21 protein-coding genes are annotated in these 26404 nt (G+C 64.9%); 10 read left to right on the forward strand and 11 right to left on the reverse strand.

Going from position 1 to position 26404, the window contains the following annotated elements; translation table 11 throughout:
* Nucleotides 1-156 precede the first annotated feature (156 nt).
* Nucleotides 157-1359: an exopolysaccharide biosynthesis GT4 family glycosyltransferase EpsE gene (epsE, locus tag ACTXGA_RS20900; RefSeq protein ID WP_443396632.1), complete on the forward strand. Its 1203-nt coding sequence runs from the start codon at nt 157-159 to the stop codon at nt 1357-1359.
* Nucleotides 1360-1435: 76 nt separating this feature from the next.
* Here the strand turns inward: epsE and ACTXGA_RS20905 are convergent, their stop codons facing one another.
* Nucleotides 1436-4375, reverse strand: a complete 2940-nt coding sequence (locus tag ACTXGA_RS20905; protein ID WP_443396634.1) for a calcium-binding protein — start codon at nt 4373-4375, stop codon at nt 1436-1438.
* 423 nt (nt 4376-4798) lie between these two features.
* On the opposite strand from ACTXGA_RS20905, the gene ACTXGA_RS20910 reads away from it, so the two are divergent.
* Nucleotides 4799-6409, forward strand: a complete 1611-nt coding sequence (locus tag ACTXGA_RS20910) for a 2-isopropylmalate synthase (protein WP_443396636.1) — start codon at nt 4799-4801, stop codon at nt 6407-6409.
* A 38-nt stretch (nt 6410-6447) separates the two neighbouring features.
* Here ACTXGA_RS20910 and ACTXGA_RS20915 read toward each other — a convergent pair whose 3' ends face one another.
* The 3 genes from ACTXGA_RS20915 to ggt all read right to left on the reverse strand — a co-directional run bounded on the left by ACTXGA_RS20915 (nt 6448) and on the right by ggt (nt 9518).
* Complete coding sequence (locus ACTXGA_RS20915) at nt 6448-6960, reverse strand: alkylphosphonate utilization protein (protein ID WP_443396638.1); 513 nt, start codon at nt 6958-6960, stop codon at nt 6448-6450.
* A gap of 85 nt (nt 6961-7045) precedes the next feature.
* Complete coding sequence (locus ACTXGA_RS20920) at nt 7046-7486, reverse strand: hypothetical protein (protein ID WP_443396640.1); 441 nt, start codon at nt 7484-7486, stop codon at nt 7046-7048.
* Between the two features lie 244 nt (nt 7487-7730).
* On the reverse strand, nt 7731-9518 hold the full coding sequence (ggt, locus tag ACTXGA_RS20925) for a gamma-glutamyltransferase (protein ID WP_443396642.1): 1788 nt from the start codon (nt 9516-9518) through the stop codon (nt 7731-7733).
* A gap of 205 nt (nt 9519-9723) precedes the next feature.
* On the opposite strand from ggt, the gene ACTXGA_RS20930 reads away from it, so the two are divergent.
* Complete coding sequence (locus ACTXGA_RS20930; protein WP_443396644.1) at nt 9724-10191, forward strand: hypothetical protein; 468 nt, start codon at nt 9724-9726, stop codon at nt 10189-10191.
* On the opposite strand, the gene ACTXGA_RS20935 is transcribed toward ACTXGA_RS20930, so the two are convergent.
* On the reverse strand, nt 10167-11153 hold the full coding sequence (locus ACTXGA_RS20935) for a 2-hydroxyacid dehydrogenase (protein WP_443396646.1): 987 nt from the start codon (nt 11151-11153) through the stop codon (nt 10167-10169). The genes ACTXGA_RS20930 and ACTXGA_RS20935 overlap by 25 nt on opposite strands.
* 108 nt (nt 11154-11261) lie before the next feature.
* On the opposite strand from ACTXGA_RS20935, the gene ACTXGA_RS20940 reads away from it, so the two are divergent.
* Nucleotides 11262-11759, forward strand: coding sequence for an SH3 domain-containing protein (locus tag ACTXGA_RS20940; protein WP_443396648.1), 498 nt, complete (start codon nt 11262-11264; stop codon nt 11757-11759).
* 221 nt (nt 11760-11980) lie between these two features.
* Here ACTXGA_RS20940 and ACTXGA_RS20945 read toward each other — a convergent pair whose 3' ends face one another.
* The gene (locus ACTXGA_RS20945) at nt 11981-13069 is read right to left on the reverse strand and encodes a Hint domain-containing protein (protein ID WP_443396650.1); all 1089 of its coding nucleotides are present in this window, start codon (nt 13067-13069) and stop codon (nt 11981-11983) included.
* 272 nt (nt 13070-13341) lie between these two features.
* Here ACTXGA_RS20945 and ACTXGA_RS20950 point away from each other — a divergent pair, with 272 nt between their 5' ends.
* From ACTXGA_RS20950 to kdsA, 3 genes are read left to right on the forward strand one after another with little or no spacing between them, the layout of a single operon-like run.
* Complete coding sequence (locus ACTXGA_RS20950; protein ID WP_443396652.1) at nt 13342-14292, forward strand: KpsF/GutQ family sugar-phosphate isomerase; 951 nt, start codon at nt 13342-13344, stop codon at nt 14290-14292.
* On the forward strand, nt 14289-15077 hold the full coding sequence (locus tag ACTXGA_RS20955) for a 3-deoxy-manno-octulosonate cytidylyltransferase (protein WP_443396654.1): 789 nt from the start codon (nt 14289-14291) through the stop codon (nt 15075-15077). Before ACTXGA_RS20950 ends, ACTXGA_RS20955 begins: the two co-directional genes overlap by 4 nt.
* Nucleotides 15074-15895 carry a 3-deoxy-8-phosphooctulonate synthase gene (gene kdsA / locus ACTXGA_RS20960; protein WP_443396656.1) on the forward strand — a complete coding sequence of 274 codons (822 nt, stop codon included), beginning with the start codon at nt 15074-15076 and terminating at the stop codon, nt 15893-15895. The genes ACTXGA_RS20955 and kdsA overlap by 4 nt, the downstream gene beginning before the upstream one ends.
* Nucleotides 15896-16020: 125 nt before the next feature.
* On the opposite strand, the gene ACTXGA_RS20965 is transcribed toward kdsA, so the two are convergent.
* Complete coding sequence (locus tag ACTXGA_RS20965; protein ID WP_443396658.1) at nt 16021-17418, reverse strand: phosphomannomutase; 1398 nt, start codon at nt 17416-17418, stop codon at nt 16021-16023.
* An 84-nt stretch (nt 17419-17502) separates the two neighbouring features.
* Here ACTXGA_RS20965 and ACTXGA_RS20970 point away from each other — a divergent pair, with 84 nt between their 5' ends.
* On the forward strand, nt 17503-18117 hold the full coding sequence (locus ACTXGA_RS20970; RefSeq protein ID WP_443396660.1) for a PQQ-dependent catabolism-associated CXXCW motif protein: 615 nt from the start codon (nt 17503-17505) through the stop codon (nt 18115-18117).
* 73 nt (nt 18118-18190) lie between these two features.
* On the opposite strand, the gene ACTXGA_RS20975 is transcribed toward ACTXGA_RS20970, so the two are convergent.
* Nucleotides 18191-19132, reverse strand: a complete 942-nt coding sequence (locus ACTXGA_RS20975) for a quinoprotein relay system zinc metallohydrolase 1 (protein WP_443396662.1) — start codon at nt 19130-19132, stop codon at nt 18191-18193.
* Nucleotides 19132-19917: a quinoprotein dehydrogenase-associated SoxYZ-like carrier gene (locus ACTXGA_RS20980; protein ID WP_443396664.1), complete on the reverse strand. Its 786-nt coding sequence runs from the start codon at nt 19915-19917 to the stop codon at nt 19132-19134. The genes ACTXGA_RS20975 and ACTXGA_RS20980 overlap by 1 nt, the downstream gene beginning before the upstream one ends.
* Before the next feature lie 171 nt (nt 19918-20088).
* On the opposite strand from ACTXGA_RS20980, the gene ACTXGA_RS20985 reads away from it, so the two are divergent.
* Nucleotides 20089-22167 (forward strand): 4Fe-4S binding protein, encoded by a 2079-nt coding sequence (locus ACTXGA_RS20985; protein WP_443396666.1) that lies wholly within the window; start codon nt 20089-20091, stop codon nt 22165-22167.
* Nucleotides 22164-23045 carry an FAD:protein FMN transferase gene (locus ACTXGA_RS20990; RefSeq protein ID WP_443396668.1) on the forward strand — a complete coding sequence of 294 codons (882 nt, stop codon included), beginning with the start codon at nt 22164-22166 and terminating at the stop codon, nt 23043-23045. The genes ACTXGA_RS20985 and ACTXGA_RS20990 overlap by 4 nt, the downstream gene beginning before the upstream one ends.
* Nucleotides 23046-23163: 118 nt before the next feature.
* Here ACTXGA_RS20990 and ACTXGA_RS20995 read toward each other — a convergent pair whose 3' ends face one another.
* Together ACTXGA_RS20995 and ACTXGA_RS21000 are read right to left on the reverse strand one after the other, a co-directional pair.
* Nucleotides 23164-23955: an FAD binding domain-containing protein gene (locus ACTXGA_RS20995; RefSeq protein ID WP_443396670.1), complete on the reverse strand. Its 792-nt coding sequence runs from the start codon at nt 23953-23955 to the stop codon at nt 23164-23166.
* 54 nt (nt 23956-24009) lie between these two features.
* Nucleotides 24010-26382 (reverse strand): xanthine dehydrogenase family protein molybdopterin-binding subunit, encoded by a 2373-nt coding sequence (locus ACTXGA_RS21000; RefSeq protein ID WP_443396672.1) that lies wholly within the window; start codon nt 26380-26382, stop codon nt 24010-24012.
* Between the last annotated feature and the right edge of the window lie 22 nt (nt 26383-26404).

Genomic DNA, 26404 nt, shown 5'->3' on the forward strand with positions numbered 1-26404 from the left:
TAGCACCCACCCGTACCAATGGGGCCACACCTTTGAAAAATACGCCACCCCACGCTCTGGAAACTCTTAGCAAACTGTGGCCAAAGCGTGGAATCGCTTAGGTTTGAAAACGACACCGCCCATCGCGGCGAGGCTGCCATCTTCAAGGACTCTCAGGTGACGCGACCCCTGCGCATCGGGTATATCGTCCCTCAATTCCCGGGACAGACTCATATCTTCTTCTGGCGCGAGATTGAGGCGCTGGAGGCTATGGGCCATGAGGTACACGTCTTTTCCACCCGCAAACCGCCGCGCAGCCTGATTTCCCACGACTGGTCGGACAGTGCCATTGCCCGGACCACTTATCTGGGTCAGGTCCGGCCGCTGCCCGCCGTCGCAGCGCTGGGCAAGCTGGCCGGAAAACTGCCCGCCATGATCCTGCGCGAAGGGCCACGGTTTGCCAAGGACGCGCTGTTGACGCTGGCCGCCGCCGAACGCCTGCGGAAAGAGGCCAAGGCGCGCGGGCTGGACCATATCCACGCCCATTCCTGCGGACGCGTCGCGCTGATTGCCGCCTTTGCGCATCTGATGGGCGGTCCGCGCTATTCGCTGACCCTGCACGGTCCGCTCTCCGATTACGGGTCCGGCCAGCGGGTGAAATGGCGCCATGCCAGTTTTGCCACCGTCATCACCCGCAAGATCCTGGGCGAGATCGAGGAAACGCTTGCCGGGTATCTGCCTGACCGCCTGCTGGTCCGCCCCATGGGCGTCGACACCGAGGCGCTGAAGCGCGACACCCCCTACGTCCCGCCAGAGCATGGCCGCCCGATCCGTCTGTTCTCCTGCGGGCGGCTGAACGTGGTGAAGGGGCATCAGGACCTGATGTCCGCCACCCGGCAACTGCTGGATCAGGGTGTCGATGTCCGCCTTGAGATCGCCGGAGAGGACGACGATGGCGGCACCGGCTTTCGGCGCCAGCTTGAAGAGCACCTGAAAAAGCTGCGCCTGCAGGATCACGTCAAACTGCTGGGGGCGATCGACGCGGGCGAGGTCAAGGCCAAGCTGGAAAAGGCGCATCTGTTCGTGCTCGCCTCATGGCATGAACCGCTGGGCGTCGCCTACATGGAGGCGATGTCGATGGGCGTGCCGACCATCGGTACAGATGCCGGTGGCGTGTCCGAGCTGATCACCGATGGCTCCACCGGCTACCTTGTTGAACCCAAGAACCCCGGCCAGTTGACCCGGACCATCCGCGCACTGGCGAATGATCCCGACGCCCTTCGCCGGCTGTCCGAAGCAGGCCGCGCGCATATCGTCGAGAATTTCCGCGCCTCGTTGGGGGCAGAGGTTCTGGTGGAAGAAATCGAACGGCTGGGCTGACGTCGATTGCGGGCGCAGATCGGCCCCGCGCCGCGCCATGGCTTTGCAACCTGCCAGGTTGATGCTGCGGAACGCGTTACCGCAACAACTCTTCCATTGATGTCACGGTCTCCGGAGCCACGTCGAATGCGACCTCTTCTACCGCCCTCATCCGGATCGTGCCACCCGCAAACCGCGCTAGGATCAGCCCGTCTTCCTCGACAAACTCATAGTCTGCCGCCGACCCGGCCAGCACAACCCTGTCACGCCCCGGACCGCCGTGGATCACATCCGCGCCGCCCCCGGCAAAGATCACCTCATCGCCCGGACCGGCAAGCAGGTAATCCTCTTCCGTCGTACCATCCAGACGCCCGGCATCCTCGTTCTCCAGAACCCTGACACCGTTCAAAAAAACCGCCTCATCGCGGGCTTCCCACGCCGTCGGACCAGAGGCGTTGTAGGCCATCAGCATGTCCCAGCGGGGATTCTGATCCTCAAGGAACCGCAATGCGCCCCAAGAGCCCCATTTCGTCGCTGGCGCCACATCCACAAAGGCGTTGAACAGGGTTCCGCCAGCATCGACCCAGCCCGTCAAAAGCTGCTCATACAGCTTTGCCATTTCGGGGGTATAGCTGAACGCCACAAGGAAGTCGGTCAGCCGCTCATCGTTGACCCGGTTGCCGTGGCCCACCAGATGCGTGCCGCCCTCATACATCACCAGCCGCAAACCGTTTTTGCGTGCAATCCCGCCGTGGTAGGGGAAAACCTCCTGCACCAACTGCCTGAGAGAACCAAGTTCAAGCGCCTTGGCCACCGGCGCGATGGCGCCTTCGAACCGCGCCTCCTTGATGTACTCCCGCAGCGCCACCCGGCGCAGCCCTTCGGCCTCGCCGGTCACACGCGCCATGTCCTCGGAGGCCTCCAGCCAACCGTCCATGCGTCGCGCCATTTCCTGCCCGCCCATTTCGTAGCCGAAATAGCCGGTCACCGCGTAAGCATCAAAACTCTCGAGCGGCATCCGCCCGAGTTGCAGGTAGGCCAGCGGCGCCTTGAGGATCTGTTCTTCCAGACCCGGCCATCCGGTGTGCGTGGCCACCACCCGCACCAGACGGTCAGAGGCATCACCATAAACTTCGGTCCAGATGTCCATCATCTGCGCCGCGCGCAGGCCGTAGAACTGCATCCAGCCCATGTCCGACGGACCCCACATCGCCTCTGCCTGCTCCCGCGCCCATGACGCCTGCGGGAAAATCTGGTTCCAGACCTCGTTGGAATACTCGACGTAGACATTCAGACGCGGGTCCAGATCCCGCCGGACCAGCTCGGCGAACTGCCGGACAAAGGCATCATCCGCACGATGGGGCATGTTGAACCAGGGGTCCGCGCCGATCACATTGGCCAGCCGAACCATGACCTCGACCGGAACCCCCCATTGGGTCCAGCTTGCCTGCGCCATCGTTGGCCGTTCGTCCCATGTCGCAACCGGAGAGCCGTTGGTCAGCATCCAGTCCATGAAGCGGACCGATCGTGCGTTTTCGATCCGCGCCAGCCAGTCGGGATTGAACAGCGCCCCCGCCTCATGCAGCGCGACGTGGTCCCTGCGCAGGATCACGATGTTGCGGATCGGGTCGGCCGGATCGATCCCGGTGATCGAAATCGCGACCAGCCCCTCTCCCGGCTCATAGCTGAAGGTGATCCGCCCATCCTCTTGCCGGACCCGTTTGGACCGGCCGACAAGGCGGATCTCGGCCTTGCCATCATAGGTCAGCACGTAATCACCCCGCAGCGAAGCCGCATCGGGATGCTGATCGGTCAGGATCACCGTTTCCAGCGCGTCCACGCCTTCGGGCAGGCTGAGCGGCCAGTCGTTGTCATCCAGATGTCCGCCCGCGCGCAGGTCCTCTGTGCTGACCGCCCCCCATGTATCGCCGATATTACCGACCCACCCGCGCGAGGATTTCATCAGGTCCAGAAACGGATGCTGTGTCGACCAGTCCGACAACCCGTTCAGGCCAAGACCCAAGGCCGGTGCGCCCTCTGGAACGATGCCGCTTGGCGGCAGGACCACTTCTTCCCGTTTGGGCAGGGCAGAGGCCGCCGCGACGGTGGAGTCTGGCGCAGGATCGGCGATCGTTGCAGCAGTATTCGGACGGGCCGCCCAGATCGCCTCGGCAATCTCGGGATACCTCTCCACCACATCAGGATGCAGGGTCGCGGGCGGGGAAAACGCCTCTGGCGGGGGGGCGTCGTAGATCCAGACGTAACTCACCATCGCCGCCAGCAGGTACAACGCCTGTGTGCCGTGCGGTGCATTATCGGTATAGAGCGCCTCTGGCGGCAGATCCCCCAACACGCCGCCCTCGGCAAAGATCGAGGCAAGGATCGAGGCGACGGGGATCAGCGCAACCTCTGTGCCCGGTCGCGTGACTTCGAGCACATTGACCAGATCCTGAAACCACTGGTGATACTCACCCGCGTTGAACGCGTGGTAGGCCTGTGTTTCCCGTGGCGACGGGGGAAAGACCCCGACAATGCCGTCCATCGCCGCCCAGCCTTCGTAGACGAACAGCCGCGAATCCGGGCTGTTGGCCTCGACCCAGTCCAGCAGGCGCTGCAACGCGCCCAGCGGGCTTTCCCCGGTTGGATTATCCCCGTCATAGGGCACGTCCGGCAATTGGTACTGGATGAAATTCGCCGGCGTGACGATGACGGCATCAAAACGCCCGTCACGAAATCCGCCCTGCCCCGGTGACCATGCCCCGGACACGCCCGGAAAGGACCAGTTGGCCGTCGGACCGCTGTCCGCAAAGTTGCGCAGGAACCCCCATTGGCCGTCCACGGAAAAGCTGCGCCCATCCGCCTGCGCCATCTGGTTGATCCAGTGCGGGACATTGGTGAAATCCGCCTCTTCGCTGAGGTGGTGCACAAGGGAATTGCCAAAGATGTAGACGCGGCTTTCCGTCCGCTCTGCCCGTGCGCGCTCTGCACCGGCGAGGAATGCGCACGCAAGCGCAAGGATGCCTATCCACCTGACCATGATCGACCTGCCTGTTTTTCTGCCTGCGCCAACTATGCCCCAAGCGCGCTCAGGGGCAAAGCACCTCCTCTGTGGACGCGCAGAAGTCAGCCGCAATTCATGGGTTTCCATTTCAGAATTGCCCCGTATAGTGGCGCCCATGATGACCCAGCCACATAACGCCCCTGCAGCGCCCATTTCGGCGCCCTTGGCCTGTGGCCTGGCTCTACTGCTAACTCGCCTCTGAGCGTGGCCCCCTCGGCGCGCGTGCTCAGAGGAGATGTGTGACGCGCCGGGACTTGCACGCACACCCGAGTTTGGACGACCATTCATGACATTGCCGCAGACCAGAACGCAGGCTGCATTTCCCTGTCCGCAGGTCGACCAACGCCCATTATCCGGCGACGCCAGCACGCGTCCCGCCCGCATAGCTGAGGAAAGACCATGACCACCGACAATACCGTTTCGCAGGACGCGACCAAAAACGCTTCGCCAGAGGCGAACAAGGAAAAAGTCGTCATTTTCGACACCACCCTCCGCGACGGCGAACAGTCGCCCGGCGCCACCATGACCCATGACGAAAAGCTGGAGATTGCCGAGCTGCTTGACGATATGGGCGTCGACATCATCGAGGCCGGGTTTCCCATCGCCTCCGAGGGTGACTTCCGAGCCGTGTCCGAGATCGCCCAGCGGTCCAAGGATGCCGTGATCTGCGGCCTTGCCCGCGCGCAACTGCCCGACATCGACCGCTGCTATGAGGCGGTCAAACATGCCGCACAGCCGCGCATCCACACCTTTATCGGCACCTCGCCGCTGCACCGTGCGATCCCGAACCTCACCATGGACGAAATGGCAGAACGCATCGAACAGACGGTCAGCCATGCGCGCAACCTGTGCGACAACGTCCAGTGGTCGCCAATGGATGCCACCCGGACGGAATGGGACTACCTCTGCCGCGTGGTGGAGATCGCCGTCAAGGCGGGCGCCACCACCATCAACATCCCCGATACCGTCGGCTACACCGCCCCGGTCGAAAGCGCAGACCTGATCCGCCGGTTGATCGAAACCGTGCCGGGCGCCGATGACGTGGTCTTTGCCACTCATTGCCACAACGACCTCGGCATGGCGACGGCGAACGCGCTGGCCGCTGTCGCAGGTGGCGCGCGTCAGATCGAATGCACCATCAACGGCCTTGGCGAACGCGCGGGCAACACCGCGCTCGAAGAGGTTGTCATGGCGCTGAAGGTGCGGGGCGATATCATGCCCTATTACACCGGCATCGACACCAAGAAGATCATGCATATCTCGCGCCGCGTCTCGACTGTCTCGGGCTTTCCGGTGCAGTTCAACAAGGCGATCGTGGGCAAGAACGCCTTTGCCCATGAATCTGGCATTCACCAGGACGGCATGCTGAAGAACGCCGAAACCTTTGAGATTATGCGCCCCGAGGATGTGGGCATCGCGGGAACTTCCTTGCCGCTTGGCAAGCACTCGGGCCGTGCGGCTCTGCGGGCGAAACTCAAGGATCTTGGCGTTGAGGTGGGGGACAACCAGCTCAAGGATATCTTTGTGCGGTTCAAAGATCTTGCCGACCGCAAGAAAGAGGTCTTTGACGACGATATCCTTGCGCTTGTGACTGCCACCACAGACGGCCCCGAGGCATTGCAACTGGTCAACCTCCGCGTCGTTTGCGGCACCGGCGGCCCCGCCGAGGCGCAGATCGAGATGGAAATCGAAGGCAAAGACCTGTCGGCCACCTGTGAAGGCGACGGCCCGGTCGATGCATCTTTCAAGGCGGTGCGCGAACTCTATCCGAACAAGGCGCGCCTGCAACTTTATCAGGTGCACGCCGTGACCGAAGGCACAGATGCGCAGGCGACGGTATCCGTGCGGTTGGAAGAGGACGGCATGATCGCCACTGGCCAGTCGGCAGACACCGATACGGTTGTCGCGTCGGTGCGTGCCTACATTCAGGCGCTCAACCGCCTGATCGTGCGCCGCAGCCGTGTGGGCCCCGGCGCCGACACACGTGAGATCAGCTACAAAGACGTTTGATACTATGGCCGCCGGGGTAACCTCGGCGGCCTTTTCGCTCAGCTCTTTTTCACGAACTTTGTCAGGATCACGATCCGCTGGCCTTCGACCCGGCCGGAAATATGCTCGGCGTTGTCCGCCTCAAGGCTGATCTTGCGGACCGCCGTGCCCTGCTTGGCGGTAAATCCCGCGCCCTTGACCGGCAGCGCCTTGATGAGCGTGACGTTGTCGCCGTTCTGCAGGATGGTGCCGTTGCAATCCCGGTGCACAATCTCATCCCCCGAAGGCAGGCCCGCCTCGGCCCATTCCTGAACCTCCGGTTCCAGATAGGCCATATCGAGGACGTCATTCGCCCATGCTGCGTCCAGCCGTTTCAGCAGCCGGTACGCCAGAACCTGCTCGGCCGGGGTGGTGGACCAGATCGCCTCGTTCAGACACTGCCAATGCGGGCCGTCCTTTGGACCGCTTTCGACCCCGTCCAGACAGATTGCGCACAGCGCCACGGTTTCATCCCTCGGTGTAACCGCGACCGGGGTGGCATCTGCAGCCTTGCAGAGCGCGCATTGGGTCATGACGCAGGCCTCCTTCACTGTCAGGGGTCGCTCAGACCCCAAGCTATTGGCCCTTGCCCGGCCGACCCGACAACTCACAAGGGATTCAGCCGGTGTAGAACGTGTCCATCGTTCCGCCACCGACAAGGTGATCCAGGATCATCCGGCGCGTGGCCCTGTCGGCCCCTTCCAGCGCCCGCAGTTCTGCTGGTGTCAGATCGCGCCGCACAAAACCACGTTTTTGCAGGCATTGGTCCATGCCGTTGATCTCACCGCCATAACGCAGCGCTGGCGCGTTCGAGGCGACGACAATCGGCCCAAGGACCAATCCGCCCCAGAGTACGCTGCCGACGTAATGCCCGGTCAGCGAGGTCTGCCCCGCCTTCCGCGCCTGACCCGTGCAGGAAGCAAAGGCCGCCCGCGCGCTGTCCAGATTGGACCCGGCCTGAAATGGAACCGACGGCCCACGAACATTCGCCGCACACCCTGCAACAAGCGTTGCAAACAAAGCCGCGCCAATCGCGCGTATCAAAACAGGTTTTGTCATGCCTACGGCGATTAACCCGGCGTGGGATATCAAACAAGTATCTGATTTCCCGCCAAGTTATGGCAATTCCGGACCATCTCGGCACACAGGCGGCAGACACCCCTGTTTTGCAGGGCTCCTGACCCGGAAAAAGCATCAGTTCTGACAGCGCGACAAATGGTATCGTCCCTCCTGCCCGCCTGATCCTTCTGATTTCCGGTCCGCGTGAAGTGCTCCGGACAATGTCCGGAGCACCCCTCAAGCCTCAATCCCCCAGCGCGATGCCCTCACGCCGCGGATCGGCACCGCCCTGCAGCCCATCCGCGCCGACGGCGATGGCGTGCAGGCCAGATGTCAGGCCGCGCACACTGACCTCAAAGCCCAAGGCCTCCAGCGGCCCTTGCATCGCGGCCAGATCGGTCCCCTCTTCCAGATCGAAGGTGCCAAAACGGTTCAGCCCGTGCGGCATGGCCACGGCCTGTTGCACGTCCATGCCCCAGTCCACATGCGCCATGATCGCCTGCGCGACATAGCCGATGATCCGCGATCCACCGGGCGAACCGATCACCAGAACCGGCGCGCCATCCTTGCGCACGATGGTCGGCGCCATCGACGACCGGGGCCGCTTGCCCGGCGCAATCGCATTGGCAATCGGCACCCCGTCCGAATGTGAGCGGAAGGAAAAGTCCGTCAACTCGTTGTTCAGCAGGAAACCGTTGGTCATCAGCCGAGAGCCAAAGCCGTTCTCGATGGTGGTCGTCATCGACAGGGCGTTGCCGTACTGGTCCACGATCGAAATATGCGAGGTCGACGGCAGTTCGATGCTTTCATCATCGGCCCAGAGAAGTGCGTGATCCCATGCTGGCATCCCCGGCGACACCTCGGGCAAGGCGTCATCGCCTTCCAGCAGGATCGCGCGCGAGGCAAGGTAGTCAGGGTCGACCAAACCTTTGGTCGGCACCGGGACGAAATCGCTGTCGGCCATATAGCGGCCGCGATCCGCAAAGGCGAGGCGCGAGGCATCGCCGATCCGGCGCCATGTCTGCGCATCATCCGGCGCACCCGGTTCAAAGGCGTTCATCAGTCCAAGGATCTGCCCGACGGTCAGCGCGCCCGACGACGGCGGCCCCATCCCGCAGACCTCAAGCCCCCGGAACTCGGCACAGGCGGCGGGACGTTCCTTGACCTGATAGGCCGCAAGATCCGCCAGAGCCATGACGCCGGGATTGGCCTCGAACCCCTGAACGGTATCGACGATGTCCTGTGCTATCTCTCCCTGATAGATGACCGACGCGCCCTCCGCCGCCATGCGGCGCATGACATCGGCATAGGCCGGATTGCGCAGCACCGACCCTTCGGCAATCGGGGCACCGTCCGGGAAGAAATAAGCGGTCGTCTCCGGGTGGCGGCCCAGCTTGTCCGCGTCACCGGCCACCAGACCCGCCAACCGCGGCGAAACCGCGAACCCCTCATCCGCCAGCGCAGTCGCCGCATCGAAAAGCCCGGCCCATTCCGCCTTGCCCCAGCGTTCATGCGCGGCCTGCATCAGAGCAGGCGTGCCCGGCACCCCGACGGACCGGCCGCCGACAACGGCATCCCAAAATCCCAGCGGCTCTCCACTGTCGTCCTGAAACAGGCGCGGCGTCGCGGCAAAGGGCGCGGCCTCACGCCCGTCCAGCGTCGTGATCTCACCGGTTTCGCCATCATGCCAGACAAGGAACGCCCCGCCCCCGATGCCAGAGCTTTGCGGCTCGACCAGACCCAGCACCGTCTGCACGGCAATCATCGCGTCCGCCGCCGTCCCCCCGGCGCGCAGGACGTCCGCCCCGGCCTGAACGGCATGCGGGTTGGCCGCCGCCACCATCCAGTTTTCCGCCATGACCGGGCGACCGGCCGCCTTGGCCTCCAACGCGGCGGCCACCTCCGGCGAAAGCGCGGCGAATCCGCTGCTGACGGCAAGCTCCTGTTCCGGGGCGATCGCGTCGGTCGCCTGCTGGGCAATGGCCCCCGTGCCGATGGCAAATGCCATGGCGAAACTGAAAAACACTCTCATGGAAAACCTCCCTATTCGCGAATCCTTCACCACTCTTGCAGCGAATAGGCGAGCTAGAAACCCCAAATTCCCGCACAGGTGCGTCCGCGGAAAAATCTTCGTTTCGGCTGAACCTTGCCGGAATTGACAGGCTGCGGGGTCACAGCCTTGCTTGGATCAGTCCGGCTTGTAGGCTTTGGCACGATTAGCAAAAACCGCGGCCCCCATGCCCTTGACCCTGAACGTCCTGCCCGAGCTGGAACTTGTCCATGCGGACTATATCGGCCGCACGACCCTTGGCGACATCGTCCGGGCCTATTCCGAACTGCTGGAGCACCCGGAAATCGCGCGGATCAGGCTAGGGCTGAACGATCTGCGCGGGCTGTGCAAGCTGGATGTATTCTATGAAGGAATGACCCACCTGGCCGGGATGATTTCTGCTGACAGCGCCGAACGCCCCTTGCCGTGGTGCACCGCCATCGTGGTCAATCAACAGAGCATGCATCCCCATCTGGATGCCTTCATGCGAGAGGCCAAACGCCACGGCACGATACGCACAGAGCGGTTTCGGGATATTGCCGGGGCGGTGGACTGGCTTGGCCTGTCCCCCGGATTTCTGGACCATCGATTGCCCTGTGGACGGGTCATCCGCGACCCGCACGGCAGGGATCAGAGCATCGCCGGCACGACCTGATCCGGCGGGCGGTGACCGTCGGCAAAGGTCTTGACGTTGATGATCACTTTTTCACCCATCTCCACCCGGCCTTCCTGCGTGGCCGACCCCATGTGCGGCAGCATCACCACGTTGGGCATGTCGCGCAGTTCCGGGTTGCCGCGAAAGCCGTGCTCGTAAACGTCCAGTCCCGCGCCGGCCATTTGCCCCGCCTTCAGCATCCGGGTCAGCGCGTTTTCGTCGATGACCTCCCCGCGTGAGGTGTTCACGATCACCGCCGTCGGCTTCATCAGTTGCAGACGCCGTGCGTTCAGCAGGTGATAGGTGCTGGGGGTCGACGGGCAGTTGACGCTGACCACGTCCATTCGCGCCACCATCTGGTCAAGGCTTTCCCAATAGTTGGCTTCCAGCGCGTCTTCGATCTCGGGCCGCAGGCGGCGGCGGTTGTGGTAATGGACCTGCATGCCAAAGGCGCTGGCGCGCTTGGCCACGGCCTGACCGATGCGGCCCATGCCAAGAATGCCCAGCCGTTTGCCACCCAATCGTCCGCCCAGAAAGGCGGTGGGCGCCCAGCCGGTCCAGCTGCCGTCCTGCATGACGGCAAGGCCTTCCTGGATGCGGCGGGTCACGCCCAGCATCAGGGCCATGACGATGTCGGCGGTGTCCTCGGTGGTGACACCGGGCGTGTTGGACACGAGGATGCCGCGCGAACGGGCGGTCTGCACGTCGATATGGTCAAAGCCCGCGCCGTAGTTGGCGATCAGTTTCAACCGCTCTCCGGCCTGTCCGATCAGGCCCGCGTCGATCTTGTCGGTCACGGTCGGGACAAGAACATCCGCCTCCTGCACCGCGTCGACCAGTTCACCGCGGGTCATCGGGGTGTCGTCATCCCGCAGGCGGACATCGAACAGCTCGTTCAGCCGGGTCTCGACGACCTCGGGCAAGCGTCGCGTCACGACAACACTCAGACGTTTTGATGGCATTCGGCCTCTCCCAAACTTCCCCATCGGGGCCCTCGGGCGGTAGACTGCGTCAGGAAAGGACGGGGCACAAGAACCCCGCCGGAAAAACCTGAGCAGGACATGACACCTATGATCAAGAAAGCGTTCGCCGTGGCGGCGGCGGTGCTGTTGATGACCGTATCCGGCGCTGCGGGACAGGACCGGGGGCCGGTCACGAACCTGCCCCTGCCGCGATTTGTCTCACTCAAGGCGTCCGAGGGAAACGTGCGGCGCGGGCCGTCGCTGACGCATCGGATCGATTGGGTCTACAAGCGGCGGGACATGCCGCTGGAGATCACCGCCGAATATGAGCATTGGCGGCAGGTGAGAGACCGGGACGGCGCGGGCGGATGGGTCCATTATTCGCTGCTCTCGGGCGTGCGGACCGTGCTGGTGGAGCAGGACATGCTGAGCCTCTATCAGCGGCCGGACAAGGAAAGCCCGGTGGTGGCGCGGCTGGAACTGGGCGTGATCGCGCGGCTGGGCAAATGCGACGAGGTCTGGTGCCGGCTGACTGCCGCGGGCTATCGCGGCTGGGCGCCGAAGACGGCGCTGTGGGGCGTTCGGCCGGACGAGATCCGGGACTGATCGGCCTGTACCGCCGGGGGGTGTCCACGCGTGGACAGCTTAGGGGGAATGCCAGATCAAGGGGTTACGGGGGCGATTTTACCGTTTGTTAGGAAACGGTCCCATATTGGCCGCCCCCGCGCGGCCCGCCTCGTCCCCTGCGTCACCGCTGCAAGCCCGCCACTGATCGCCTGCCAAGACTCTGTGGAACGCTGGGCGGGACAGACATGCCGCCCGTCGCCCTAGGCCGCGTCGTGGGTGAGAATCGCGGCCTCTGATTTCGACAGATTGCGCCGGGCATAGCCGCCATAGGCCATCGGGTCGCTGGCGGCCTCCGGCAGCACTTCCAGCAGGCGCGCGCGGTCTTCCGGGTCCAGCGTGGACAGGGAGGTATTGGCGGGATGAAAGCTTTCTGTCGGCAGGCAATTGGCGAACAGCACCTCATGCCGGGGCAGAAGCAGGTGGATGTAGGTCACCTCTTTCAACAGCGAATCCCGCACAACGGTGGTTCCGTTCACAAGATCCCGCGCGGCGACCAGCACCTCGGGCGTGTTGAACAGGGCCTGCGCCGCGTCACCGCGGATCACCATGCGGTGCCCGGGAGAGACAAGGATTTCCTCGTTCGGCTGATCCGGCCCGAATGCGCCGGGGCGCAGACGGATCGGACGCAGGCTTGGCATGGCAAAGAGACGCGCGCCCGAGAACCTGCGGCTGCCGATCCAGCAGACCGGCTGTGCGCCGCTGTCCCGGGTCTGAACCATATCCCCTTCGCGCAGGGATTCGACCGCCAGAGACCCGCGCGGTGTCTGGATCTGCGTTCCGGGGGTGAAACAGATCACGCCACCGCCGTGGTCCGCCTGTGGCAACGGGTTTTCGACCGCATGCACCTGATGCACGACCCAGAGATCGGCATTGGCGGGCGGCACCTCGTCCACGAACATCAAAAGCGGAGAGACACCGGGGCCGACCGGGATCAGGGTGATGTTGTAGCCACGGGTGCCATCGGTGACGACAAAACAGGAATCGGTGCCGACCGGATCACCTGCCGTCTCTGGCAGGGAAAGCGCCGCCCCGGAGTCCACGGGCGTCTCATTGTCCAATGCGACGCCCACCAGACGGCGCACCATGCGCGCCGCGCGCGCCCGCATGTCGATGTTTTCCGTCGTCTCGCCCAGTTGCAACACCGATGCCGGGCCATCGACCCGGACCGGTTCGCCCGACCAGGACCACGCGGACCCGACCTGAAGCGACGACAGCGGTGCGGATTGCACCCCGTCGATCTGTGTCTGCGACCAGGAAATGACAAACGTGCCTCTATAGCCCGCTCCCATGCCCGACTGCCTCTGCGTTGTTGTTTTTGTTAACGAAAAATTAACAGGGGCGATTCGAGTGGCAAAGAAATTTCCTCGTATTCCAAGGGACCTATACTTTTGAGCACAAACATGGTTGCAACAAAGACGCGACTTCCCAAGCGTCAACACACCTGATTGACGCGGAGTTGCGTCAGTTATTGCCGACCCGGACAAGAGGAGGGCGGGCATAAATGGACAAGCCGGTGCAGAGTCGCTAAAGCCTGCGCCACATGAAACCCGAGCCAGCCCCCATGACGCAGAGCCCTTCCGAGGCCGCCCGCACGGTCCTTGCCATCGAGAGTGCCGCGTTGCAGCGGCTGGGCGAGGAACTGCCCGACAGTTTCGACGCCGTGGTGGCGCGCCTGCTGGACATCCGGGGGCGTGTGATCGTCTCTGGCATGGGCAAATCCGGCCATGTGGCGAACAAGATCGCCGCCACCTTCGCCTCGACCGGGACCCCGGCGCAGGCGGTGCACCCCGGAGAGGCCAGCCACGGCGATCTTGGCATGATCACGCCGCAGGACGCGGTGATCCTGATCTCCAATTCCGGCGAGACGCGCGAACTGGCCGACATGATCGCCCATTGCGCGCGCTTCGACATTCCGCTGGTGGCGATGACCAAGGGGGCGGACAGCACATTGGCCCGCGCGGCGGATTTCGTCCTGCTGATGCCCGATGCGCCAGAGGCCTGCGCCATCGGCATGGCGCCGACCACCTCGACCACCATGGCCATGGCGCTGGGCGATGCGCTGGCGGTGGCGATGATGCAGCATCGCGGGTTCGACCGCGCCCGCTTTGCCGCCTTTCATCCCGGCGGCACGCTGGGCGCGCAACTGCTGCGGGTCTCAGCGGTGATGCACAAGGGCGACGAACTGCCCATCGTCGGCCCCGATACGCTCATGTCCGAGGTGCTGCTGGTGATGAGCCAGAAAAGCTTTGGCGTGGCCGCGCTGGTCGAAGACGGCCGCCTGACCGGTCTGATCACCGACGGCGACCTGCGCCGCAACATGACCGGACTGATGGAGCGCACCGCCGGAGAGGTGGCCACGCGCGATCCCATGGTCACCGCCCCCGACACCCTGCTGATCGAGGCCCTAGGCATCATGAACAAGCACAAGTTCACCGTCCTTCTGGTGACCGAAGAAGGCCGGCTGTCCGGCCTTGTCCACATCCACGACGCGCTGCGGGCGGGTGTGGCATGAGCACGGTCATCTTCATCCCGGCGCGCTATGCCTCTTCGCGCTATCCGGGCAAACCGCTGGTAGAGCTCAAGGGCGCAACCGGCACGGCCAAATCGCTGATCCAGCGCAGCTGGGAGGCGGCCAAGGCGGTCAAGGGCGCGGATGCGGTCTATGTGCTGACCGACGATGACATGATCGCCGAGGCCGCGCGCGGGTTCGGCGCGGATGTGATCATGACCTCATCGGGCGCGCGCAACGGCACAGAACGCTGCGCCGAAGGGGTTGCCGCGCTGGATTTCACCCCCGACACGGTGGTCAACCTGCAGGGCGATGCGCCGCTGACGCCGCCCTGGTTCGTCGAGGCGCTGATCGAGCGGATGCAGGACGCAGAGGTGCAGATGGCCACGCCGATCCTGCGCTGCGATGCCGAGACGCTGGCCAATTTCGTCACCGACCGCCAGCATGGCCGCGTCGGCGGCACCACGGCGATCACCCGCACCGATGGCACCGCGATCTATTTCTCGAAAGAGGTGCTGCCCTTTGTCGCCTCGCTGAAGAACCCGCCCGAGGTCTGGCACCACGTGGGCGTCTACGCCTACCGCCCGGCGGCGCTGAAGGATTACATGGGCTGGCCGGAAGGCGCGCTGGAAAAGGCCGAGGGGCTGGAACAGCTGCGCTTCGTTGAAAACGGCGTGCCGGTGGCCTGTGTCCCGGTCGAGGCGCGGGGCCGCGTGTTCTGGGAACTCAACAACCCGGTCGATGTCGCCCGGATCGAAGCAGTGCTGGCCAAGGAGGGCATCGCATGACCGACGTTTCCATCGGGACACTGACGGTGTCCAATGCCCAGCCCCTTACCGTGATCGCCGGCCCCTGCCAGATCGAAAGCCTCGACCACGCACGGATGCTGGCGGAGCGGATCGCGGCGGCAGCGGATGCGGCGGGCGTGCGCTGGATCTTCAAGGGCAGCTACGACAAGGCCAACCGCTCGTCGCTGAAAGGCAAGCGGGGCATCGGCATGGAGGAAGGCCTGCGCGTGCTCTCCACCATCCGCGCGGAATTCGGGGTGCCGGTGCTGACCGATGTGCATGGACCGGACCAATGCGCCACCGTGGCCTCTGCCGTCGATGTGCTGCAGATCCCTGCCTTTCTGTCGCGCCAGACCGACCTGTTGCTGGCGGCGGGCGAAACCGGGGCGGCGATCAACGTCAAGAAGGGGCAGTTCCTGGCGCCCTGGGACATGGCCAATGTCGCGGACAAGATCGCCTCGACCGGCAACACCCGGATCATGCTCTGTGAGCGCGGCGCGTCGTTTGGTTATAACATGCTGGTCTCTGACATGCGGTCGCTGCCGATCATGGCGGAAACCGGCTATCCGGTAGTGTTCGACGCGACCCATTCGGTGCAATTGCCCGGTGGGCAGGGCACCTCTTCCGGTGGGCAGCGCCAGTTCGTCGAACCGCTGGCCCGGGCCGCCGTCGCCGTGGGTTGTGCCGCCGTCTTCATCGAAACCCACGACGATCCCGACAATGCGCCAAGCGACGGGCCGAACATGGTCCCGATCGACGATCTGGCGCGCCTGCTGACCGGCCTGCGCGGCATTGACAGGCTGACCAAGGGGCGCTGACCCCGGGACGTCGCGTTGGCGGATGGGCCGGGACAGGCGTATTTGTCAAAGAGAAGAAGCTGGCAGGTTGGTACTTACCGGGTTTCTTCTCTTTAAAAATACGCCTCTCGACGGTGGCGCTTGTGTCAGGGTGCCAGAGTCTCGCGCAGTTTTGTCAGATAGGCCGTGACCAGAGCGGCGGCGGCGTCACGTGAGCCCGCCTCAGCATAGCAGCGGAACTCCGGCGCGTTTCCGGAGGGACGCAGATGCACCACGTCGCCATTGCCGAAGGTGACACGCAGGCCGTCGGTTTCGTCCAGCGCGGATTCCGCGCCGATCTCGGCGAAGAACGCGGCGCGGGCCTCGGGGCTGCCGGACAGCTTCGCGATGAAGGCCCTGGAGGTCGCGGTTTCGATGCCTTGGATACGGTCGGCGGCGGTGAAACGCGGCGGCAGGGCATCCAGAAGCTGTGACAGGGGTTTGCCTTCGGCCTGGGCGGCGCTGAGCGGGGCGAGCATGGGCAGCAGGCAATCGCGGGTCATCAGCGGGGAGAGCGTTCCGGCGGGAGCCTTGGCGGCAAAACCCAGCAGGAAGCCGCCATTGGCCTCATAGCCCACCACGCGGGCGGCGGGATCGGCCTGCAGCGCCGCCTCCATCGCGGCGATGACGAAGGGGGAGCCGATTTTCGTGCGCTCGACCGTGTCGAAGCCGAAGGCCCCGTCCATGTCGATCATCGTGTTCGACGAGACCGGCGTGCAGATCACCCGCGCGCCCAGCGCCTGCGCCGTCACCGCGCCCAGCACGTCGCCCGGGATCACCCGCATGGCATCATCCACCAGCATCGGGCGATCCGCGTCGCCATCGGTGGAGATCAGCACCTGCAGGTCATGTTCCGCGAACCAGCCGGCAAAGAGGTTTTGCGTTTCAGGGTCCAGCGCCTCTGTATCGACGGGGATGAAGATATCGGACCGGGCGATGGCCACGGCGGTGCCGCCCAGCGCCTGCACAACCTCGACCATGATGTCACGCGCGACCGAGCTGTGCTGATAGACACCGACGCGCAGGCCCTGCAGCGCCTCGGGGCCGAAGACATCCGCGTAGCGCGCCACATAGGCGGCGCGGGCGTCTGTTTCACTCAGCGCGCCCTCTGCGCCGCTGGCCCCGCGGCCAAGCGCTGTGGTGATCGCGATTTCATCCTCTTTGGAGATCTCGCCCGTTGGCACGTAGAATTTCAGCCCGTTGCGGTCTGCCGGGATGTGGCTGCCGGTCACCATGACGGCGGCGGCCCCGGCGTTCAGCGAGGACAGCGCCAGCGCGGGGGTCGGCACCACGCCGCAATCGACAGCCGTGACGCCATTGGCGCGGATCGCCTCGATCACCCAGCCCGCGATGTCCGGCGAGGAGGGGCGCAGGTCACGCCCGACATGGACCGATCCGCCATGCGGGCAGGCCGCAAGGAAGGCGGTGACGTAATCGTGGACCAGATCGCGGGTCAGTTCCACCACGAGGCCGCGCAGGCCGCTTGTTCCGAATTTGGGGGCCATGTCTGTCCTTGCCTTCTGAAAGTTCCGTTTCGGCGCGCGGTCCTTTTCCCCAGTCGCGGGAGGGTTGGCAAGGGGAGGATGGATGTGCGGCCGTCACTTGCCTATCGTACCGGCATGTTGCGCCTGATCCTTGCCCTTACCCTGGTTTTTCTGCCCTTCCCTGCGGTCATGGCAGAGACATTCGCCAGCCATCAGGAGCGGCGGCCGGATCTGTTCGACCCCGAAACCGGCTATCGCATCGGGCGGCAGCGCGCGCCAACGCCAGAGGATATTCCGGGCCCTGCGCTGCTGGTATCGCCGGAAGAGGCGCGGGCACTGTTGCAGGCGGGGGGTGTGGCCTTGGACGTGTTCGGCGCGCAGCAGTCGCGGTTCGACGAGTTGGACGGCACATGGCTGGTGTCAAAGCAGCGGTTGAGCCTGCCCGGCGCGGTCTGGCTGCCCGAGGTGGGACGCGGACGGCTGTCCGAGGTGATGGCGCGCTATCTGGCCGAGAACCTGGAGCGCGTGACGGGGGGTGATCCCGGGCGCGCGGTGGTGGTCTTTTGCGTGGCGGATTGCTGGATGAGCTGGAACGCGGCGCAGCGGATCGCATCGCTGGGCTATGCGCGGGTCTATTGGTACCGGCTGGGCACCGATGGCTGGCTGGACATGGGGTGGGCGCTGACGCCGGTAGAGCCGGTGCCGGTGCGGGTGGATTGAGGGGGCGCTGCCCCCGTCTCCCTTCGGTCGACTCCCCCGAGGTATTTGGAAGCCCAAAGAAGATGGAGTTGAGTCAGTTGCCGCGCGGGAGTTCCTGGCGTTCGATCTCTGGGTAGAGATGGGCGATGGAGCGGATGTATTCCTCTGGCTGGGCGCCCATGGCGGCAAAGCGGCCCGGCAGCGGGGTGTCCATCAGCTCGACCATGTCCAGACCCTGCCGCGCGCCGCTGCGCAGGGTGTCCTCCAGCCATGTGAGGTAGTCGCGGGTCTGGCGGATGGCGGCCTGTGTCGGGTCTGCCGGGCCGTGGCCGGGCAGGACCAGCGCGGGGTTCGCCGCCTCCAGCGCATCCAGCGCGGCGTGCCATTTGGGCAGGTCGGCGCTGGGCGTCGTTGGGGCGCGGTCAAGGAAGGCGAGGTCGCCCGCGATCAGGGTGCCGGTCCGTTGGTCGATCAGGGCGAGGTCCGAGGCGGTGTGCCCCGAGAGCGGCAGCGCGGTGAAGGCGCGCCCGTCGAGCATCAGGTCCCCGCCCGCGATGACCTGGGTCGGCGGGACAACCTCGGTCCCGCGCATCCAGTCGCCCAAGAGGCGGTACATGTTGTCGGCAAAGCCTTCGCCCTCATTCAGCGCGGCCTGCCGGGTGCCGGCGAGCGCGTGGATGGGTTTGTCGGCAAAGACCTGATTGCCAAAGAAGTGGTCCGGGTGGTGGTGGGTGTTCACCACAGCCGAGACACCGCGCAGGTCAAGGCTGCGGGCGAGGCTGGTCAGCGCCTCGCCGTAGCGGCGCGACGAGCCGGTATCGATCAGGATCAGCCCGCTGTCGCCCTTGATCAGCGTGATGTTGACGATGGCGCCGCCGTTTTCCATCGTGAAATATTCCGGCGCGCCTTCGATCATCCAGATGCCGTCGGCCACCGGTTTCGGCGTCAGATCATAGCTGTGGCGCGCCTGAGCGAAGGCGCGCGGCGCAAGTGGCAGGGCGGTCAGCAGGCCAAGGGCCGTCCGGCGGGTGAGCATCAGTTCAGTTCACCTTCGGTGAGGGTGCCGCGGATGCGGTTGCCGTTGTTGTCACGACCGACGACCTGCACGGAGGCGGGCAGCGCCCCTTGGGCGAAGTAGAAGGTAAAGGCCGGATCCTCATTCACCGGTTCCGAGAGGTCTATGCGGGCGAGGCTGGTGCCGTCATCGGTCTGCAGGGAGAGGGTCTGGATGATGAAGACCGGGATGCCATCGGCCAATCCGGTGTCCATCGGGTGATCCACGATCACGCGGGCGCGGCCCGAGGCGGACCAGAGGCGGCCGTGGATTTCGCCCAGCTTTTCCTCCCAGTCATCAGAGGCATAGGCATGGGCAGGTGCCGTACAGCCGCCGCCCGCCGCGTCGATATAGATGGAGCCCACATGCCATGTGCCGTCATGGGTTTCGACGCTGGCGCGGATGGCGGTGGCCTGATCGATCTTGAACCGCAGCGCCAGTTTCGGCGCGGCCTCTTCGGGGTAATAGGTCAGGATGTGGGGAATCGGGCCGTAATCGGCGCTGACGACGATGCGTTTGACGTTGTCGATGGCGCTGGCGTCCACAAGCAGGGGGACGTTCAGGCTGTCCTCGGCGGCGGTGGGCGCGCGCAAGACCACCCGGTCGTCAAAGCGGATGTCGGCGGGATCACCCAAGAGCCGCACCTGATGATAGTCCCACATGCCGGATTTCATCGGGTCCTGCAGCGGGGTCTGCGGATCATCGAGCGCCAGCGCGGGGGCGGCGGCCATGAGTGACAGCGCAATCAAAGCGGAACGGATGAACATGGCGGACCCTCCCCTGTCTTGCCGGGGAGGAGGCTAACACGGTGATGCGCCCAATTCACCGCGCCTATGGTCGTAGTTTTGGCGTCTCTGCGGTCACACCTGCGCGAGCGGATCGGCAGATTGGACCAAGGTCGCAGTTACCGCCACGGCGGGCGGCCATAGGCTGCGGCCATGCGCGCAGTCCTGTCCTTTCTCCTTTGCTTTGTCGTCGCTTGCGCCGTGCAGGCGGAAACGCTGGACCGCGCGGCGCTGGCAGCAAAGGTGATCCCGCCGTTCAAGCTGGGCGAAGAGGTCAATGACCGGGGGGTCTGGACGCTGGAAAACGCGGGCGGGATCACGGCGGGTTATGTTTTCGAGACAGAGCCGCTGGCCCCGCTGCCCGGCTTTTCCGGGGCGGCGATCAACGTGCTGGTGATGCTGGATCTTGAGGGGCAGTTTCTGGACGTGCAATTGATCGACCACAATGAGCCGATCTTTGTCTCCGGCCTTGGGCAAGCGGCGTTCGAGGCGTTTTTCACCCAGTACAGGGGGCATTCGATTTCCGCGCCGATGGTGGTGGGCACGCCCTATGGCGAGAGCACCGGCAGCAGTGCGCTGGTCTATCTGGACGGCGTGACCAAGGCGACGGCCAGCGTGCGGATCGCCCATGAATCGATCCTGGCCGCTGTGGGTCAGGTGGCGCGGGAAAAGATGCAGGGGGTGCCGACCGGGCCGCCCGCCTATCCCGATCCGGCGGTGGTCGAGGATCTGACATGGGACGATCTGGTGGAACAGGGACTGGCGACGCGGCTGCATGTCACCAATGCCGGGATCGATGCCGAGTTCGCCGGGACACTGTGGGCCGATGATGATCCGGAGGCGAAGGAGAATCCGGAGGGGGCCTATCTGGACCTGTGGATCGTGGATATCGGCCCGCCCTCCATCGCGGCGGCGGTGCTGGATGCAGCCTCGGTCGCCGAGGTGCAGGAGTTCCTGACCATCTCGACCTTTGATGAGCCGATCCTGCTGATCGACGCCGGGCGGCATGGGCTGATCACAGAGGATTTCGTGCGCAACACCTCTCCTGATCTGTTGAGCGCCGAACAGTTCGGCCTGCCCGTGGCGCTGCGCGACAGCGATCTGCTGTTTTCGCTGCGGGACGACCTGCCCGAGGCATTGCAAGACGGCACGGCGATGATCCTGCGCACCGACCGGCGGCTGGGCTTCGACCCGACAGAACCCTGGACCCTGCATGTGGAGGCGGTCCGCGCGCACGGATCCTTCATGCCGCAGATGGGCAGCGTGATGCTGTCCTCGACCCAATCGACGGACGCGCGGTTCTTTGCCCGCGACGAGACACCGAAAAGCCTGCCGCCGTGGCGCGGCGCGCTGCGCGAGCGGCAGGGGGATCTGATTGCCTTGGCGCTGGGTCTGGGCCTGCTGTTGCCGGTGCTGATGTGGCGGCAATCGGCGCTGGCCGGTCTGCGCTGGTTTACGCCGGTGCGGTTGGGCATTCTGGCCGTCATGACCGGCTTTGTCGGCTGGTGGGGTCAGGGGCAGCTGTCCATCGTGACGGTGATTGGGGTGATCCGCGCGGCGTGGGAGGTGGGCAGCTATGCCTTTCTCTTGTATGATCCGTTTTCGCTGTTGGTCTGGGCGGCGGCGATTGTCGGCTTTGTCCTCTGGGGGCGGGCGCTGTTCTGCGGGTGGCTGTGTCCCTTTGGCGCCATGCAGGAGTTTGCGCATCATCTGGGGCGGCTGCTGCGCCTGCCGCAGATCGAGGTGTCCGCACGCTGGGACGCGCGGTTGAAGCTGTTGAAATACGCCGTTCTGGCGGGGCTGGTGGCGCTGATTTTCGTGGCGCCCGGGGCGCTGGACAAGGCGGCAGAGGTGGAGCCGTTCAAGACTGCCGTGACCACCTTTTTTGTCCGCGAATGGTATTACGTCGCCTATGCGGTGGGCCTGCTGCTGCTGTCTGCTGTGCTGTTCAAGGGGTTCTGCCGGTATCTCTGCCCCTTGGGGGCGTTGATGGCGCTGGGCGGGCTGCTGCGCGGGCGCGACTGGATCGCGCGGCGGGTGGATTGCGGCAGCCCCTGCCAGCTGTGCGCGGTGCGGTGCAAGTATCAGGCGATCCCGAAGACCGGCCAGAAATCGGGCAAGATCGACTATGCCGAATGCTTTGGCTGTCTGGACTGCGTGAAGATCCACGACGATCCGGCGCAATGTGTGCCTCTGGTTCTGAAGGCGCGAGAGCGGAGGCGGGCGGCATGAAGCGGCGCAGGTTCCTGACGTTGGCGGCGGCTTTTGCAGCTGTGCCGAAGGCGGGTCAGGCGTCCTATCGGGACAGGTGGACCGGGCGCGCGATGGGCGCAGAGGTCCGCGTGACGTTGGAAGGGCCACGGGCGTTGGTTCTGCGAGCGCTGTCGCGTATTCCCGGCGATCTGGAGGAGATGGAGAGCGCTTTTAGCCTGTATCGGGCGGAGTCGGTGCTGTCGCTGCTGAATCGCGAGGGGCGTCTGACCTCCGGGGAGGCGTTGTTCGGATTGCTGGACCGGGTTGATGAGGCGTACCGCCTGACCGACGGGCTGTTCGATCCGACGGTTCAGCCCGTATGGGCGGCACTGGCGCAGGGCGGCGATTTGCCGGCGGCACAGCGTTTGGTGGGCTGGCACCGTGTCGTCAACAGCCGCTCTGAAGGGGTGCGGTTGGACGCTGGGCAACAGGTGACCCTGAACGGCATTGCGCAGGGGTTTGCCACCGATTTCGTGCGGCACCGTCTGCGGGCGGCGGGGTTTGAAAAGGCGCTGGTCGATCTGGGCGAACAGGCGGCGATAGGCGGGCCTTTCCGGCTGGGCCTGTCCGATCCGGCGCATGGGGTGGTGGGGTCCGTCACGCTGAGTGACAGGGCGGTGGCGACCTCCAGCCCCGGCGCGATGCGCCTTGGCGGGGGCAGCCACATCCTGTCGCCGGACGGGCGCGCGCCGCTGTGGTCCACGGTCAGCATAGAGGCAGAGAGCGCGACGCTGGCGGATGCACTGTCGACGGCGGCGGTGTTCATGGGCCTGCCACGGCTGAAAAGGCTGAAGCAGGAGGCCGGGTTGCACCGGATCACGGTTGTCGATGCGGATGGAAACCTGAAAACGGTTTGAGGGGGCGCTGCCCCCGTCTCGCTACGCGCGACTCCTCCGAGGAATTTGAGGCCCAAAGCGCCAAAAAGAAAAGACCCCCGGCGCCGGGCCGGGGGTCCCAAGGTCATGGAGGGGCAGGTCAGACCGCGGCGGCAACCGCGCGTTTGGTCATCACGCAGACAAGGTGGGCGCGGTAGGCGCCGGTGCCGTGCAGGTCGCTGATCATGCCATCGCCAGAGATCGACAGACCGGCCACCGCGTCGGGCGAGAAGTTGGACGACAGCGCCTGTTCGGCCTCGGTCCAGCGGAACACGCCCTCTTCGGACGCGCCGGTGACCGCGACGCGCACGCCGTCCGCGTATTTCGCCACGAACACCCCTGTCAGCGCAAAGCGCGAGGCGGGCTGTTCGAACTTGGCGTAGCCAGCGGCCTCCGGCACCGGGAAGCGGACGGAGGTGATGATCTCACCCTCTTCCAGCGCGGTGGTGAACATGCCCTGGAAATAATCGTCCGCCGCGATTTCGCGGGTGTTGGTGACGATGGTAGCGCCCGAGCCCAGCGCCGCCGCCGGGTAGCAGGCGGAGGGGTCGTTGTTGGCCAGGCTGCCGCCGATGGTGCCGCGATTGCGGACCGCCGGGTCGCCGATGCCGCCCGCGAGCTTTGCCAGACCGGGGTAGATCGACGCCGCCTCTGCCGCGACGGTGGCATGTGTGGTGCCGCCGCCGATGGCGAGGTCGCCGTTGTCCTCACGGCAGACGCCTTTCATCTCGGCGATGCCGGTCAGGCTGACCAGCACCGAGGGGCTGGCGAGGCGCTGTTTCAGCGTCGGGATCAGGGTCTGACCCCCGCCCAGCGCCTGTGCCTCTTCCTGGCCAAGGGCGGAAACGGCATCCGCCACGCTGGTTGGCCGAACCATATCGAATGTATACATCTTGTATCCTCCTGTTGAGATCCCCCGGCCCGCCCTGCAGGCCGGGGGCGGGGATTATCCGTTCATCGCGGCCCAGACGCGCGCGGGCGACACGGGCATATCGATGTGCTCGACCTTGTGACCGCCGGATTGCAGCGCGTCGATCACGGCATTGACCACCGTCGGCGGCGAGCCGATGGCGCCGGCCTCACCGCAGCCCTTCACACCCAGCGGGTTGTGCGTGCAGGGGGTCTGGCAGGAATGGTCGACCTTGTAGTTCGCCATTGCCGGGAGGTCATCGGCGCGCGGCATCGCGTAGTCCATGTAGGACGCGCTGAGCAGCTGGCCGTTTTCGTCGTAGGTGCAGTTTTCCAACAGCGCCTGACCGATGCCCTGAGCGATGCCGCCATGCACCTGTCCCTCGACGATCATCGGGTTGATGACGTTGCCGAAGTCATCCGCCGAGACGAACTTTTCGATGGTGACTTTGCCGGTTTCCGGATCGATCTCGACCTCGCAGGCGTAGGCGCCGGCGGGATAGGTGAAGTTCGACGGATCGTAGAAGGCGGTTTCCTCAAGGCCCGGTTCGATGTCCTCGAGCGGGTAGTTGTGCGGCACGTAGGCGGCGAGGGTCACATCACCCCAGGCCACGGATTTGTCCGTGCCCGCAACCGAGAACTGACCGTCCTTCAACTCGATATCCGCCTCGGAGGCTTCGAGCAGGTGAGAGGCGATCTTCTTGGCCTTGTTGATGATCTTCTCCGTCGCGCGGACCATGGCGGATCCGCAGACCGCGATGGAGCGCGAGCCGTAGGTGCCCATGCCGAAGGGGATCTTCGACGAGTCGCCGTGCACGATGTCGATCATCGATTCGTCGATGCCCAGCATCTCTGCGACAACCTGCGGGAAGGCGGTTTCGTGGCCCTGTCCGTGGCTGTGCGCGCCGACCATGACGCTAATGGTGCCGGTGGCGTTCACCCGCACGGTGGCGGCGTCATAGAGACCGGCACGCGCGCCCAGCTGACCCACGAGGTTCGACGGCGCGATACCGCAGGCCTCGATGAAGCAGTTGACGCCAAGGCCGCGCAGCTTGCCCTTGGCCTCTGACTCGGCGCGGCGGGCGGGGAAGCCTGCGACGTCGATCATCTCTTCCATCTTGTCCATCGTGGCGACGTAATCGCCGGTGTCATAGACCACTGCGACGGGCGTCTGGTACGGGAACTCTGTGATGAAGTTCTGACGGCGCAGGGCGATCGGGTCGACGCCCAACTCGCGCGCGGCTTTGTCGATCACGCGCTCCAGCTGATAGGTCGCCTCGGGGCGGCCAGCGCCGCGATAGGCGTCCACCGGAACGGTGTTGGTGAAGACCGCCTTGACGTTCACGTAGACCAGCGGGGTCTTGTAGTTGCCCGCCATCAGCGTGCCATGCAGCCAGGTGGGAACCGACGGCGCGAAGGTCGAGAGGTAAGCGCCCATGTTGGCGTAGGTCTCTGTCCGCACGGCGGTGAAGTTGTTGTCCGCGTCCAGCGCCAGTTCGATGGTGGTCACGTGGTCACGGCCATGCGCGTCCGACATGAACGCCTCGGAGCGGCTTGCCGTCCACTTGACCGCGCGGTTGCAGGCCCTGGCCGCGAAGGTGACAAAGGCCTCTTCGGCGTAGTGGAAGATCTTGGTGCCGAAACCGCCGCCCACATCGGGGGCCACGACGCGCAGCTTGTGCTCGGGGATGCCAAGGACGAAGGCGCCCATCAGCAGCCGGATCACATGCGGGTTCTGCGAGGTGGTGTAGAGCGTCGATTCATCGGTCGAGCGCTTGTAGTCGCCCACCGCAACGCGCGGTTCCATCGGGTTTGCCACCAGACGGTTGTTGACCAGCTCCAGCTTGGTCACATGCGCGGCATTGGCAAAGGCCTCATCGGTGGCGGCCTTGTTCTCTTCGACGAAACCCCAGTCGTAGCAGAGGTTGCTGGTCAGCTCGTCGTGGACCTTGGGCGCGCCTTCGGCCAGCGCGGCCTTCATGTCGACAACCGGCGGCAGTTCCTCGATGTCCAGTTCGATCGCCTCGGCGGCGTTGCGCGCCTCTTCGAGGCTGTCGGCGACAACGGCGGCGATGGGATCACCGACGTGGCGGACCTTGCCCTGCGCCAGCACCGGGTGCGCCGGTTCCTGCATGACTTCGCCGTGCTTGTCCGTCACCTGCCAGCCGCAGGGCAGACCGCCGACGCCCTCGAAATCGGCGCCGGTAAAGATGCGCACGACGCCCGGCATTCCAGCCGCGGCAGAGGTGTCGATGTTGTTGATCTTGCCATGCGCCACGTCCGAGCGCAGGAAGTACACATAAGCTTGGCCGTGTACGTTGATATCGTCGGTGTATTCACCGGATCCGGTGAGAAAGCGGACGTCTTCGCGCCGCTTCGTGCTTGCACCGATGCCATGATCCTTCGGCATGTGGGTTCCTCCCTAAAGTCGG

Origin of the sequence: Antarctobacter jejuensis (genome assembly GCF_052266595.1) — a bacterium.
In the GTDB taxonomy this organism is placed as follows: domain Bacteria; phylum Pseudomonadota; class Alphaproteobacteria; order Rhodobacterales; family Rhodobacteraceae; genus Antarctobacter; species Antarctobacter jejuensis.